The organism is Nocardioides sp. Root140, from assembly GCF_001426745.1.
In the GTDB taxonomy this organism is placed as follows: domain Bacteria; phylum Actinomycetota; class Actinomycetes; order Propionibacteriales; family Nocardioidaceae; genus Nocardioides.
This window is the reverse complement of record NZ_LMFI01000010.1, coordinates 107679-120951: the sequence shown is the minus strand read 5'-3', so window position 1 is coordinate 120951 and position 13273 is coordinate 107679. Positions and strand designations below refer to the sequence as shown.

The window sequence follows — 13273 nt, the reverse complement described above, 5'->3', positions numbered from 1 at the left end:
CGTGAAATGTGGCGCGCCGTTTCAATGCGTGTTCGGTGACTCTAGCGGGCGCAGCATCTGCGCAGGTGGTGGGCGCTCTGGGCAATTGTTGCGGAAACCCTTGACGCTGTGGTGCCGGTCACGTTACGTTACCGAAACTTGAAACCTTTCAATCAACGAAGAACCGGAGGCAGCAGATGCCCGCAGGAAGCGGCGAGGTCGTCCTCGAGCTCCGCGACGTCTCCAAGTCGTTCGGCCCCGTGGTGGCCCTGCGGTCCGGCCGCATCGAGGCCCGCGCCGGGTCCATCCACGCGCTGGTGGGCGAGAACGGCGCCGGCAAGTCGACGCTGGTCAAGATCGTCGCCGGTGTCCACCGACGCGACTCGGGGGAGTTCCTGCTCGGTGGTGAGTCCGTGGACTTCTCCAGCACCGCCGAGTCCAAGGACTCCGGCGTCGCGGTGATCTACCAGGAGCCGACCCTGTTCCCCGACCTCACGGTCACCGAGAACATCTTCATGGGCCGCCAACCGCTCGGCCGCGGCCGCCGCATCGACCGCCGCGCCATGCACACCGAGGCGGAGTCACTCTTTGCCCGGCTCGGCGTCCACATCGACCCGCGGCGACCCGCGCTCGGGCTGTCGATCGCGGACCAGCAGATCCTCGAGATCGCCAAGGCCATCTCGCTCGACGCCCGGCTGCTGATCATGGACGAGCCCACCGCGGCCCTGAGTGGGGTGGAGGTCGACCGCCTCTTCGCCGTCGCCCGCAGCCTCCGCGACGAGGGGCGCGCGCTGATCTTCATCTCCCACCGCTTCGACGAGGTGTTCGGCCTCTGCGACACCATCACCGTGATGCGCGACGGCTCGTACGTCGACACGGTCGAGACCAGCACCACGAACGTCGATGCGATCGTCGAGATGATGGTCGGCCGCGAGGTCGGAGACCTGTTCCCCAAGACCCCGGCCGCCATCGGCGGGCCGGTCCTGACCGTCGAGAACCTCACGTCCACCGGTGTGTTCCACGACGTCAGCTTCGAGGTCCGTGCCGGCGAGATCGTCGGCCTGGCCGGGCTGGTCGGAGCCGGTCGCAGCGAAGTCGCCCGGGCCATCTTCGGCGTCGACTCCTACGACTCCGGCACGGTCACCCTGGCCGACCGCACCATCCCCAAGCACAAGCCCAGCGTGGCGATCCGCCGCGGCATCGCATTCGTCCCGGAGGACCGTCGCAAGCAGGGCCTGGTCACCGAGGCCTCGGTGGCCCGCAACATCGCCGGTGTGGTCCGCGGCGGGCTCGGCACCTTCGGCATCCTCCGTGGCGCCGACGAGGGCCGGGCGGCGCGGCCCTGGGCGTCCCGGCTCGAGGTGAAGACCAGCGCCCTCGACGCCACGGCGGCGACCATGAGCGGCGGCAACCAGCAGAAGGTCGTCATCGCCAAGTGGCTGGCCACCAACCCACGGCTCCTGATCATCGACGAACCCACCCGCGGCATCGACGTCGGCACCAAGGCCGAGGTGCACCGGCTGCTCTCCGAGCTGGCCGGGCAGGGGATGGCGATCCTGATGATCTCCTCCGAGCTGCCCGAGGTGCTCGGGATGGCCGACCGCGTCCTGGTCCTCTGCGAGGGACGGCTCACCGCCGACATCCCGCGCGACCAGGCCACCCCCGAGGTCGTCATGAAGGCCGCCACGCAGACCCTCCAGGAGGCCTCCGCATGAGCGACACCACCATCCGGCCGACCGAGGCCGCGCCCAGCGCCGAGCTCGAGCGGCTCATCGAGCCGAGCAGCCAGTCGCGGTCGACGCGACTGTTCAACACCGTCTTCCGCTCACGCGAGATGTCGATCCTGCTGGTGCTGCTGCTGGTCATCGCGGCCGCCACCGTCAAGACACCGAGCTTCCTCTTCAGCTCCAACTCCTGGCGCGACCTGCTCCTCACCCCGTCGATCCTGCTGCTCCTGGCGGCCGGTCAGGCGGTCGTGATCATCACCCGCAACGTCGACCTGTCGGTCGGGTCCGTGCTGGCGTTCACGGCGTACCTCACCGGCCGGCTGTTCATCGACCACCCCGGCCTGCCGGTCGTGGCCGTGGTTGCGGCCGGAATGCTGGCCGGTGCCCTGCTCGGGCTGGTCAACGGGCTGTTGGTCGCGATCGGCAAGGTGCCCGCGCTCGTGATCACCCTCGGCACGATGTACGTCTACCGCGGCATCGTGCTCAGCTGGGCCGGCAGCGACCGGGTCAACGCCAGTGACATGCCCGAGGGATTCCTCAGCCTGGGCACCAGGTCCGTGCTCGGCATCCCGGTGCTGTTCATGGTGGCCGCTGTCGTGGTCTGCCTCGTCGGCTACTACCTGCACTCGCATCGCGGAGGGCGCGAGCTCTACGCGATCGGCTCCGACCCGGACGCCGCGGTCCTCTACGGCCTGCCCGTCCGGCGCCGCGTGATCGCCGCGTTCGTCTTCAGCGGCGCCCTTGCCGGTCTGGCCGGTGTCGTCTACGCGGCCCGCTACGGCACCGTCAGCTCGGGCGCCGGCACCAGCATCGAGCTCGAGGCCGTGGCCGCGGTGGTCATCGGCGGGGTCGCGATCTTCGGCGGCAGCGGCACCGTGTGGGGAGCCTCGCTCGGCGCCATCCTGCTGGTCACCATCGACCGTGCCCTCCCCATCCTCGGCATCCCCGACTTCTGGCAGCGCGCCGTCGTCGGCGCCCTGATCCTCAGCGCCATCGTCCTGGACCGGATCCTCGCGCTCCGGCAGGCCCGCAAGCTCGTCACAGCGAGGGATGAGTCATGAACGCGACCACCACGACCGCCGGACCCACCACCCGTGACTACCCGGCGTACGGCCGCCCCCTGTGGCAACGCTGGTTGTTCACCCGCGAAGCCGCGGTGATCGCCCTGCTGCTGGCCGTCTGGTTCTACGCGCTCAACAACGTCGCGTTCTTCGACGGCCCGCTCACCATCACGTTCCTGCTGCAGGACATGACGCCGATCCTGTTGATCGCGCTGCCGATGACCCTGATCATCATCACCGGCGAGATCGACCTGTCCGTCGCCAGCGTCGTGGGACTGAGCAGTGTGCTGGTCGGGGTGCTGCACCAGGACGGCTGGTCGATCCCGGCCGCCGGCCTGGCCGCCCTCGTCGTCGGCCTGCTCTGTGGGGCGCTCAACGGCTTCCTGGTCGCGTACGTCGGCCTGCCGTCGCTGGCCGTGACCATCGGCACCCTGGCGCTCTACCGCGGACTCGCGGTCGGACTGCTCGGCACCAAGGCCGTCACGGACTTCCCCGAGAAGTGGACGACCCGGGCCAAGGAGAACATCGGCGACTCGCCGTACCCACAGGTGATCATCATCGTGATCCTGCTGGCCCTGGTGTTCGCCTTCCTGTTGCACTTCACCTCGTTCGGCCGAGGTGTCTACGACATCGGCCTGAACACCGAGGCCGCCCACTTCACCGGCGTCAACGTGCGCCGCACCAAGCTGATCCTCTTCATGCTGGCCGGGGTCGTCTCGGCCCTGGCCGGGATCTACTACACGCTGCGGTTCGGCAGCTCCCGCGGCGACAACGCCTCCGGCATGGAGCTGCGCGTGATCGCCGCCGTCCTTCTCGGTGGCGTGTCCATCTTCGGCGGCCGCGGGCGACTGCACGGCGTGATCGCGGGAGTCCTGTTGATCGGTGTCATCGCCAGCGCCCTGCGCCTGGAGCACTACACCGTCAACGTCATCAACATCATCATCGGTCTGCTCCTCGTGGCCTCGGTGATGTCCAACAGCGTCCTGGCATGGCTGTCCTCGACAACCGCGACCAGACGGAACAAGCGGGGCCCGAGCCCCTCAGTCGCGCCGGCCGGCGTGGGAACAGAAGGAAGGCAATGACCATGAAGTTGCACTCGAAGCGGGCCTGCGCGATTGCGGCACTCCTGCTCAGCGGCGCGATGATCCTCACCGCATGCGGTGGCGGCGACGGCGGCGGTTCCTCCGACGAGGTGACCGTGACGTTCCTGCCCAAGAACCTCGGCAACCCCTACTTCGACACGAGCGACAAGGGCGGCAAGGCCGCGGTCGACGAGTTCGGTGGGAAGTTCGAGGAGGTCGGACCCCAGGAGGCCACCCCCGACGGCCAGGTGGAGTACATCAACACCGCCGCGCAGCAGCAGGTCAAGGGGCTCGTGGTCTCGGCCAACGACCCGAAGGCCATCTGTGACGCACTGAACCAGGCCCGTGACGCAGGCACCAAGGTCGTCACCTTCGACTCCGACACCGAGACCGACTGCCGTGACGCGTTCGTCAACCAGGCCAGCGCCGAGGGCATCGCGAAGGTGCAGGTCGAGATGATCGCCAAGGCGATCGGTGACAAGGGCGAGATCGCGATCCTCTCGGCGTCGGCGAACGCGACCAACCAGAACGCCTGGATCAAGATGATGGAGGAGGAGCTCGCGGCCAACCACCCCGACATCAAGCTCGTCGACACCGTCTACGGCGACGACGACGACCAGACCTCCTTCGACAAGACCGCCGCGCTGCTGCAGTCGCACCCGAACCTCAAGGGCATCGTGTCGCCGACCACCGTCGGCATCGCCGCTGCGGCCCGCTACCTGTCGGACTCCGACAAGAAGGGCAAGGTCGCGCTGACCGGTCTGGGCACCCCCAACCAGATGCGCGAGTACGTCGAGAACGGCACCGTGGCCGAGTTCGCGCTGTGGAACCCCGAAGACCTCGGCTACCTGGCGGCGTACGTCGCGAAGGCGCTCGTCGACGGCGACATCAAGGGCGAGGAGGGCGACACCTTCAAGGCCGGAAAGCTCGGCGAGTACACGGTGGGCGCCGACGGTGAGGTGCTGCTCGGCGACCCGTTCGTCTTCACCAAGGACAACATCGGCGACTTCAACTTCTGATCGCTGCACTCCCCGTTCCCGAGGGCGCCGGCCGTTCCGTGGTTGGTCCGGCCGGCGCCCTCGACACCAACCCAACCGTCCAGCCCGTCATCCGCGAAGGAGGCGACAGTGCAGCGTGCCTGTTTCCAGCTCCAGGTCCGGTCAGACCGCATCGAGGACTACGTCGCCCGACACGCGGAGGTGTGGCCCGAGATGCTCGAGGCCCTGGCCGCACACGGCTGGCACAACTACTCCCTGTTCCTGCGCGACGACGGCCTGCTGATCGGCTACGTCGAGACGCCCTCCATCGAGGAGGCCGTTGCAGGGATGGCCACCACGCACGTGAACGCCCGCTGGCAGGCCGAGATGTCGGAGTTCTTCGAGGAGCTGGGCGACGCCCGGCCAGACACCGGTTTCGTCCAGCTTCGTGAGGTCTTCCACCTCGAGGACCAGCTCGGGCGCCTCCCGGCGCACCGCACCAGCAAGTGAGAGAGACATGACGACCTTCGCAGACATCACCGAGCGCCTCGGGGCGCTCGCCATCGAGGTCCCCTCCTGGGCCTACGGCAACTCGGGCACCCGTTTCAAGGTGTTCGGCAGTGCCGGCACGCCGCGCACCGTCGAGGAGAAGATCGCCGACGCGGCCACGGTGCACCGCTTCACCGGGCTCGCGCCGTCGGTCGCCCTGCACATCCCGTGGGACCTGGTCGACGACTTCGCCGCGCTCAAGGCGTACGCCGAGGACCAGGGCGTGGTGCTGGGCACCATCAACAGCAACACCTTCCAGGACGACGACTACAAGCTCGGCAGCCTCACCCACGCCGACCCCAAGGTGCGGGACAAGGCGGTCCAGCACAACCTGGACTGCATCGAGGTGATGAACGCGACCGGGTCGCGCGATCTCAAGATCTGGCTGGCCGACGGCACCAACTACCCGGGCCAGGGCGACATCCGGGCCCGCCAGGACTGGCTGGCCGAGAGCCTGCAGCGCATCTACGACCAACTCGGCGACGACCAGCGGCTGGTGCTCGAGTACAAGTTCTTCGAGCCGGCGTTCTACCACACCGACGTCCCGGACTGGGGCACGTCGTACGCCCACGTGAGCGCCCTCGGCGACAAGGCGATGGTCTGCCTCGACACCGGTCACCACGCCCCCGGCACCAACATCGAGTTCATCGTCGCGCAGCTCCTGCGGCTCGGGAAGCTCGGCTCGTTCGACTTCAACAGCCGCTTCTACGCCGACGACGACCTGATCGTCGGCGCGGCCGACCCGTTCCAGCTGTTCCGGATCATCGTCGAGGTGATCCGCGGTGGGGGGTTCGGTCCCGACAGCGACGTCGCCCTGATGCTCGACCAGTGCCACAACATCGAGGACAAGGTGCCCGGCCAGATCCGCTCCGTCCTCAACGTCCAGGAGATGACGGCACGGGCACTGCTCCTCGACACCGACGCCCTGGCCTCCGCGCGGGAGGACGGTGACGTGCTCGCCGCCAACTCGGTCTTCATGGACGCCTTCTACACCGACGTGCGACGCGACCTGGCCGGCTGGCGTGAGGAGCGCGGGCTGCCGGCCGACCCGATGGCGGCCTACGCGGCCAGCGGCTACCAGCAGCAGATCGCGGCCGACCGAGTCGGCGGCCACCAAGCAGGATGGAACTGATCCCCATGGCGAATGACGTCAACCCCACCGTGACCGAGCTCGTGACCCGGTCCAACCGTCTCGGCGCGGACCCCCGCAACACCAACTACGCCGGCGGCAACACCTCCGCCAAGGGCATCGAGAAGGACCCGGTCACCGGCGAGGACGTCGAGCTGCTCTGGGTGAAGGGCTCCGGCGGCGACCTCGGCACCTTGACGGACTCCGGCCTGGCCGTGCTCCGGCTCGACCGGATGCGCGCCCTGGTCGACGTCTACCCGGGCGTGGACCGCGAGGACGAGATGGTCGCCGCCTTCGACTACTGCCTGCACGGCAAGGGCGGCGCCGCCCCGTCGATCGACACCGCGATGCACGGCCTCGTGGACGCGGCGCACGTCGACCACCTGCACCCCGACTCCGGCATCGCCATCGCGACCGCCGCCGACGGTGAGAAGCTGACCGAGGTCATCTTCGAGGGGAAGGTCGTGTGGGTGCCGTGGCGCCGGCCCGGCTTCCAGCTCGGACTCGACATCGCCGCGATCAAGGAGCAGAACCCCGAGGCCATCGGCTGCATCCTTGGCGGCCACGGCATCACCGCGTGGGGCGAGACCTCCCAAGAGGCCGAGGCGAACTCCCTCTGGATCATCGAGACCGCGGCCACCCACATCGCGGAGCAGTCCCGACCCGATCCCTTCGGCCCGGCACTCGAGGGGTACGCCGCCCTGCCGGAGGCCGAGCGCCGCGCCAAGGCTGCTGCACTGGTGCCGACGATCCGTTCCATCGCGTCCGCCGACCGTCCCATGGTCGGCCACTTCACCGACTCGACCGAAGTGCTGGACTTCCTCGCCGCCACCGAGCACCCGCGACTGGCCGCCCTCGGCACCAGCTGCCCCGACCATTTCCTGCGCACCAAGGTCAAGCCGCTGCTGCTCGACCTGCCCGCCTCGGCGACCGTCGAGGAGTCGGTGGCCCGGTTGCGCGAGCTGCACGCCGCCTACCGCGAGGACTACCAGGGCTACTACGACCGCCACGCGACCCCGGAGAGCCCGGCGATCCGTGGCGCCGACCCGCTGATCGTCCTGGTGCCCGGGGTCGGCATGTTCAGCTTCGGCAAGGACAAGCAGACCGCCCGCGTCGCGGGGGAGTTCTACGTCAACGCGATCAACGTGATGCGTGGTGCCGAGGGACTCTCGACGTACGCCCCGATCGACGAGGCGGAGAAGTTCCGCATCGAGTACTGGGCGCTGGAGGAGGCCAAGCTCCAGCGGATGCCGAAGCCGAAGCCGCTGGCGACGCGGATCGCCCTGGTCACCGGTGCCGCCTCCGGCATCGGCAAGGCGATCGCCACCAGGTACGCCGCCGAGGGCGCCTGCGTGGTCATCGCCGACCTGTCACTGGACAAGGCGCAGGCAGCTGCTGCAGAGCTCGGCAGCACCGACGTCGCCGTCGGGGTGCAGGTCGACGTCTCCGACGAAGCTGCCGTCGAGAGGGCCGTGGCCGAGGCGTTGCTGGCCTTCGGCGGCCTCGACCTGGTCGTCAACAACGCCGGCCTGTCGCTGTCGAAGTCGCTGCTCGAGACCACCGTCGCCGACTGGGACCTCCAGCACAACGTGATGGCCAAGGGCTCGTTCCTGGTCGCCCGCACCGCAGCGGTCGCCATGATCGAGCAGGGGCTGGGCGGCGACATCGTCTACATCTCCAGCAAGAACTCGGTCTTCGCGGGTCCGAACAACATCGCCTACTCCGCCACCAAGGCCGACCAGGCGCACCAGGTGCGGTTGTTGGCCGCCGAGCTCGGCGAGCACGGCATCCGCGTGAACGGGATCAACCCAGACGGTGTCGTCCAGGGCTCGGGAATCTTCAGCAGCGGCTGGGGTGCCAACCGGGCCGCGGTCTACGGCGTGGAGGAGAAGGACCTGGGCGCGTTCTACGCCCAGCGCACCCTGCTCAAGCGCGAGGTGCTGCCCGACCACGTCGCCTCCGCGGCGTACGCCCTGGTCGGCCCGGACCTCACCCAGACCACCGGCCTGCACATCCCGGTGGACGCCGGGGTGGCGGCGGCCTTCCTCAGGTAGCCGGTCATGGTGCATGTCGCCGCGGTCGACCTCGGCGCCTCCAGTGGTCGGGTCGTGCTCGGAGAGGTCGGCCCGGACCGGCTCCGCCTCGACGTCGTCGCCCGGCTCGCGAACGAACCGGTCGGCACCGGCGACGGCCTGCACTGGAACGTGTCCGGCCTCTACGACGCCGTCCTGGACGGGCTGCGTGCAGCGGTGGCCTCGAGCCTCGGCAGGTTGGCTTCGGTGGCGGTCGACTCCTGGGCCGTCGACTACGGGCTCCTGAGCGAGGGCCGGCTCCTTGCCGAGCCGTTCCACTACCGCGACGCGGGCCGCACCGCCGGCGTGGACGTCGTGCATGCCGTGCTGCCCCATGAGGAGCTCTACCCACGCAACGGCCTTCAGTTCCTGCCCTTCAACACCCTCTACCAACTGGCCGCCGACCCGTTGGTGGACCGGGCGGACCGCCTGTTGCTGGTGCCGGACCTGATCGCCTTCTGGTTGACCGGGGTGCCGGTGACCGAGCGCACGAACGCATCGACGACCGGGCTGCTCGACGTACTCACGGGGGAGTGGGACCGAGCCCTGATCCGGCGGCTCGGCCTGCCCGAACAGCTCTTCGGCGACCTCGTCGACCCGGGCACGGTCGTCGGCCCGGTGACAGGGCCGGCGCTGCCCGACGTCCTGTCCGGGCTCACCGTCACCACCGTCGGCTCCCACGACACCGCCTCCGCGGTGGTGGGCGTGCCGATGCATGGCGAGACCGCGGCGTACATCTCCTGTGGCACCTGGGGCCTGGTCGGGGTCGAGCTGCCCGCCCCGGTGTTGAGCGACGCCGCGCGCGAGGCCAACTTCACCAACGAGGGCGGCGTCGACGGACGGGTCCGGTTCCTCACCAACGTGATGGGCCTGTGGCTGCTCAGCGAGGCGATCCGTGGCTGGGAGCGCACCGGACGGTCAGCGCCACTTGTGACGCTGCTGGCCGAGGCCGCAGCCGTGACCGCACCGGTGCCCGTCTTCGACGTCCAGGACCCGCGCTTCCTGCCGCCCGGTGACATGGCCGGTCGCATCGCCTCGTGGTGCGTCGAGCATGACGTGGCACCGCCCGCCGATCGTGCGTCGACGGTGCGCAGCATCCTCGAGAGCCTGGCCGAGGCCTTCGCGGTCAGCGTGCGACGCGCAAGCCACTTGTCGGGTCGGCGGGTCGACGTGGTGCACGTCGTCGGCGGGGGTGCACTCAACGAGCTGCTCTGCCAGCTGACCGCCGATCGCTGCGGGCTGCCGGTCCTGGCCGGACCGGTGGAAGCCACGGCCCTCGGCAACATCCTGGTCCAGGGGCGCACTGTCGGCGCCGTGTCCGGTGACCTCGAGGCGCTGCGTCGGCTGGTGGCGTCCACGCACGAGCCACGACGGTTCATTCCACGGTCGAAGTCTGCGAGGGTGGCCGGGTGAAGGTCGCACTGATGGTCACCTGCGTGAACGACGCGATGTTTCCCGACACGGGCAAGGCGGTGGTCACGCTGCTGCGTCGCCTCGGTGTCGACGTCGAGTTCCCCGAGGCCCAGACCTGCTGCTCGCAGCCGATGGTCAACACCGGCTACCTCGACGAGGCCGTGCCGGTGGTCCGCACCTGGGTGGAGGCGTTCGCGGGGTACGACGCCGTGGTCACGCCGTCCGGCTCCTGCGCCGGCACCTGTCGTCACCAGCACGGTCTCGTGGCCGAGCGCTCGGGAGACCCGGCCCTGGTGCAGGCGGTCGCCGAGACCGGGCCACGGGTGCACGAGCTGAGCGAGTTCCTCGTCGACGTCCTGGGCGTCACCGACGTCGGGGCCTACTTCCCGCACCAGGTCACCTACCACCCGACGTGCCACTCGCTGCGTCTGCTCGGCGTCGGCGACCGGCCACGACAGCTGCTCGAGGCGGTGCGCGGGCTGCGCCTCGTCGAGCTGCCCGAGGCCACCCAGTGCTGCGGATTCGGCGGCACCTTCGCGATGAAGAACGCGGACACCTCGGTGGCGATGGGTGCCGACAAGGCCCGCCACGTGCGCGAGACGAATGCCGAGGTGCTGGTGGCCGGCGACAACTCGTGTCTCATGCACATCGGCGGGATGCTCTCGCGCCAGCAGGCCGGGGTGCGGGTGATGCACCTGGCCGAGATCCTGGCTGCGACCGAACCGGACGAGACGCAGCCCGTGACCCTGCCCGACGTGGCACGCGGCAAGGGAGTCACGACATGAGCGCCACGTTCGTCGGCATGCCGGCCTTCCCCGAAGCCGCCCGCGAGGCGCTGGCCGACCCCCAGCTGCGCCACAACCTGGCCCACGCCACCGGCACCATCCGTGCCAAGCGGGCCGGGGTGGTCGCCGAGCTGCCCGAGTGGGAGGAGCTGCGCCTGGTCGGGGCCGCGGTCAAGGAGTCCGCACTCCGCTCGCTCGACACCCACCTGGTGCAGCTCGAGGAACAGCTCGTCGCCCACGGAGCGGTGGTGCACTGGGCCCGTGATGCCGCCGAGGCGTGCGCCGTCGTCGCGGAGGTCGCCAAGAGACACGGCGCCGACGAGGTCGTGAAGGTGAAGTCGATGGTCACCCAGGAGATCGAGCTCAACGAGGCGCTCGCCGCGGAGGGCATCTCCGCCTGGGAGACCGACCTCGCCGAGCTCATCGTGCAGCTCGGTGACGACCTGCCCAGCCACATCCTCGTGCCGGCCATCCACCGCAACCGTGCGGAGATCCGCGAGATCTTCCGGACCCGGATGGCCGCCGCCGGTCGCCCGGCCCCCGCGGGGCTGACCGACGACCCCGCCGCCCTGGCCGGGGCCGCCCGTGAGCACCTCCGCGAGAAGTTCCTCCGCGCCAAGGTCGCCGTCTCCGGGGCCAACTTCGCGATCGCCGAGACCGGCACGCTCGTCGTCGTGGAGTCCGAGGGCAACGGCCGGATGTGCCTGACCCTGCCTGACGTCCTGGTCTCCGTGGTCGGGATCGAGAAGGTGCTTCCGACCTGGGAGTCGCTCGACCCCATGATGCGCCTGCTGCCCCGGTCGTCGACCGGCGAGCGGATGAACCCCTACACCTCGACGTGGACGGGCGTCACCCCCGGCGACGGGCCGCAGGAGGTGCACGTGGTGCTCCTCGACAACGGCCGCACCAACGCCCTCGCCGACAAGGTCGGTCGCCAGGCCCTGCGTTGCATCCGCTGCTCGGCCTGCCTCAACGTGTGCCCGGTCTACGAGCGCACCGGCGGCCATGCCTACGGCTCGGTCTACCCGGGCCCGATCGGCGCCATCCTCAACCCGCTGCTCAAGGGCACCGGCGTCGACGAGCAGACCGACTCGCTGCCCTACGCCTCCACGCTGTGCGGTGCCTGCTTCGAGGTCTGCCCGGTGCGCATCGACATCCCGGAGGTGCTGGTGCACCTGCGGACGAAGGTGGTCGACTCCCATCGTGGGGACCGGCCGCCCAAGCCCGAGGCGGTGGCGATGAAGGCCGCGTCGTACGCCTTCTCCGACGCGCGGCGACTGGCCTTCGCCGAACGGCTCTCCGGTCTCGCAGGTCGAGTCGTCGGCCGGTTCGGACGCTCACGTCTTCCCGGCGGGCGGGCCGCCGTACGACGCGTTCCCGGACCGGGCGCCGCATGGACGTCGGCCCGCGACCTGCCGGCGCCGCCGCCGGAGTCGTTCCGCGCATGGTGGCGGCGTACGTCGGGGGGCCGGTCATGAGCGCCCGCGACGAGATCCTCGGCCGGGTCCGGGCGGCGCTGGCCGACGTCGACCGGCAAGCAGACGTCGACGTGCCTCCGGCGCCCCGCCACGAGGGTGGACCCGAGGACGTGGTCGCACTGTTCCTCGAGCGAGTGGCCGACTACCGCGCCGTGGTCGAGCGCTGCGACGGGTCCGACCTCGAGGAGCGCGTGCGCGCCGCACTGCCGTCCGGTGCGAGCGTGGTCGTGCCGCCCGGCCTCGAGATCGAGGTGCCCGGCGCGGTCGTCGACGACGGCCTCACCGCTGTCGAGCTCGACGCTGTCGACGCCGTGGTCACCGCCGCCCGTCTGGGCATCGCGGAGACCGGCACGATCGTCCTGGACCATCAACCCGACCAGGGCCGCCGTGCACTCTCGCTGGTGCCCGACCACCACGTCTGCGTCGTACGCGCCGACCAGGTGGTGCCCGACGTGCCGGACGCCGTCGGGCTCCTCGACCCGTCCCGACCACTGACCTGGATCAGCGGCCCGTCGGCCACCAGTGACATCGAGCTCGACCGGGTCGAGGGCGTGCACGGCCCCCGGGTGCTGCACGTGATCGTCGTCGGCTAGCCCGGCACCACGGGCCGGAATCCGGAGCAGAGCACCCGGAGGTAGGAGATGCGCTCGCCGTCCGTGCGGTAGTACGCCTGCTGCTCCACGACGTGCGCGCCATCAGGGGTCTCGAGCTCGAAGAGGTAGCCCATCCGCTGGGTGTCGGCGACGGTCACGACGTCCATCAGGTGGGCGTTGACGATGCGGTCGTGTTCCTCGAACCAGTGGTCGAGGATGACCGAGGCGACCTCGTCGGGTGTGTGCGCCTCCCAGAACCGGTGCGGGGTCAGGCCCCGGAAGTCGATGTCGTCGGCGAACAGGGCACTCAGGCGCGCCCGGTCCCTCGTCGTGATGGCGGCCGTGAATGCAGCAGCGAGCCTGGGCATGGTGTCCCTCCCTCTGTCCCAAGGCCCACGTTAGGGAGTCGGAGGGCGTCCGGCATCGTC

12 protein-coding genes are annotated in these 13273 nt (G+C 69.9%); 11 read left to right on the top strand and 1 reads right to left on the bottom strand.

The features are described from left to right. The first annotated feature begins 176 nt into the window (after positions 1-176). The 11 genes from ASD30_RS11075 (at position 177) to ASD30_RS11025 (ending at position 12845) form a co-directional block, all read left to right on the top strand. Positions 177-1694, top strand: coding sequence for a sugar ABC transporter ATP-binding protein (locus ASD30_RS11075; RefSeq protein ID WP_056681386.1), 1518 nt, complete (start codon positions 177-179; stop codon positions 1692-1694). Further along, entirely contained in the window at positions 1691-2767 is a 1077-nt protein-coding gene (locus ASD30_RS11070) for an ABC transporter permease (protein ID WP_056681385.1), read from the top strand. The genes ASD30_RS11075 and ASD30_RS11070 overlap by 4 nt, the downstream gene beginning before the upstream one ends. Continuing rightward, positions 2764-3849, top strand: coding sequence for an ABC transporter permease (locus ASD30_RS11065; RefSeq protein ID WP_056681384.1), 1086 nt, complete (start codon positions 2764-2766; stop codon positions 3847-3849). The genes ASD30_RS11070 and ASD30_RS11065 overlap by 4 nt, the downstream gene beginning before the upstream one ends. Before the next feature lie 2 nt (positions 3850-3851). After that, on the top strand, positions 3852-4868 hold the full coding sequence (gene rhaS, locus ASD30_RS11060) for a rhamnose ABC transporter substrate-binding protein (RefSeq protein WP_056681383.1): 1017 nt from the start codon (positions 3852-3854) through the stop codon (positions 4866-4868). Between the two features lie 108 nt (positions 4869-4976). Beyond that, positions 4977-5336 carry an L-rhamnose mutarotase gene (locus ASD30_RS11055; protein ID WP_056681382.1) on the top strand — a complete coding sequence of 120 codons (360 nt, stop codon included), beginning with the start codon at positions 4977-4979 and terminating at the stop codon, positions 5334-5336. A 7-nt stretch (positions 5337-5343) separates the two neighbouring features. Next, positions 5344-6507: an L-rhamnose isomerase gene (rhaI, locus tag ASD30_RS11050; protein WP_056681381.1), complete on the top strand. Its 1164-nt coding sequence runs from the start codon at positions 5344-5346 to the stop codon at positions 6505-6507. A gap of 5 nt (positions 6508-6512) precedes the next feature. Further along, the gene (locus ASD30_RS11045) at positions 6513-8558 is read left to right on the top strand and encodes a bifunctional aldolase/short-chain dehydrogenase (protein ID WP_156388496.1); all 2046 of its coding nucleotides are present in this window, start codon (positions 6513-6515) and stop codon (positions 8556-8558) included. Between the two features lie 6 nt (positions 8559-8564). Beyond that, a complete protein-coding gene (locus ASD30_RS11040) occupies positions 8565-9989 on the top strand; it encodes a rhamnulokinase (protein WP_056681379.1) in 1425 nt (474 codons plus the stop codon). A gap of 11 nt (positions 9990-10000) precedes the next feature. Further along, positions 10001-10774, top strand: coding sequence for a (Fe-S)-binding protein (locus ASD30_RS11035; protein WP_056684826.1), 774 nt, complete (start codon positions 10001-10003; stop codon positions 10772-10774). Further along, complete coding sequence (locus tag ASD30_RS11030) at positions 10771-12252, top strand: lactate utilization protein B (RefSeq protein WP_056681378.1); 1482 nt, start codon at positions 10771-10773, stop codon at positions 12250-12252. Before ASD30_RS11035 ends, ASD30_RS11030 begins: the two co-directional genes overlap by 4 nt. After that, positions 12249-12845, top strand: a complete 597-nt coding sequence (locus tag ASD30_RS11025) for a LutC/YkgG family protein (RefSeq protein WP_056684823.1) — start codon at positions 12249-12251, stop codon at positions 12843-12845. The genes ASD30_RS11030 and ASD30_RS11025 overlap by 4 nt, the downstream gene beginning before the upstream one ends. Here ASD30_RS11025 and ASD30_RS11020 read toward each other — a convergent pair. Continuing rightward, positions 12842-13213: a hypothetical protein gene (locus ASD30_RS11020; RefSeq protein ID WP_056681377.1), complete on the bottom strand. Its 372-nt coding sequence runs from the start codon at positions 13211-13213 to the stop codon at positions 12842-12844. The two genes, ASD30_RS11025 and ASD30_RS11020, sit on opposite strands and share 4 nt — an antisense overlap. Positions 13214-13273: the final 60 nt, after the last annotated feature.

Excerpts from the sequence above, each read along its gene's own strand:
- ASD30_RS11075 (WP_056681386.1), top strand. The coding sequence starts at position 177 with ATGCCCGCAGGAAGCGGCGAGGTCGTCCTCGAGCTCCGCGACGTCTCC.
- ASD30_RS11070 (WP_056681385.1), top strand. The coding sequence starts at position 1,691 with ATGAGCGACACCACCATCCGGCCGACCGAGGCCGCGCCCAGCGCCGAG.
- ASD30_RS11065 (WP_056681384.1), top strand. The coding sequence starts at position 2,764 with ATGAACGCGACCACCACGACCGCCGGACCCACCACCCGTGACTACCCG.
- rhaS (WP_056681383.1), top strand. The coding sequence starts at position 3,852 with ATGAAGTTGCACTCGAAGCGGGCCTGCGCGATTGCGGCACTCCTGCTC.
- rhaI (WP_056681381.1), top strand. The coding sequence starts at position 5,344 with ATGACGACCTTCGCAGACATCACCGAGCGCCTCGGGGCGCTCGCCATC.
- ASD30_RS11045 (WP_156388496.1), top strand. The coding sequence starts at position 6,513 with ATGGCGAATGACGTCAACCCCACCGTGACCGAGCTCGTGACCCGGTCC.
- ASD30_RS11040 (WP_056681379.1), top strand. The coding sequence starts at position 8,565 with ATGGTGCATGTCGCCGCGGTCGACCTCGGCGCCTCCAGTGGTCGGGTC.
- ASD30_RS11035 (WP_056684826.1), top strand. The coding sequence starts at position 10,001 with ATGGTCACCTGCGTGAACGACGCGATGTTTCCCGACACGGGCAAGGCG.
- ASD30_RS11030 (WP_056681378.1), top strand. The coding sequence starts at position 10,771 with ATGAGCGCCACGTTCGTCGGCATGCCGGCCTTCCCCGAAGCCGCCCGC.
- ASD30_RS11025 (WP_056684823.1), top strand. The coding sequence starts at position 12,249 with ATGAGCGCCCGCGACGAGATCCTCGGCCGGGTCCGGGCGGCGCTGGCC.
- ASD30_RS11020 (WP_056681377.1), bottom strand. The coding sequence starts at position 13,213 with ATGCCCAGGCTCGCTGCTGCATTCACGGCCGCCATCACGACGAGGGAC.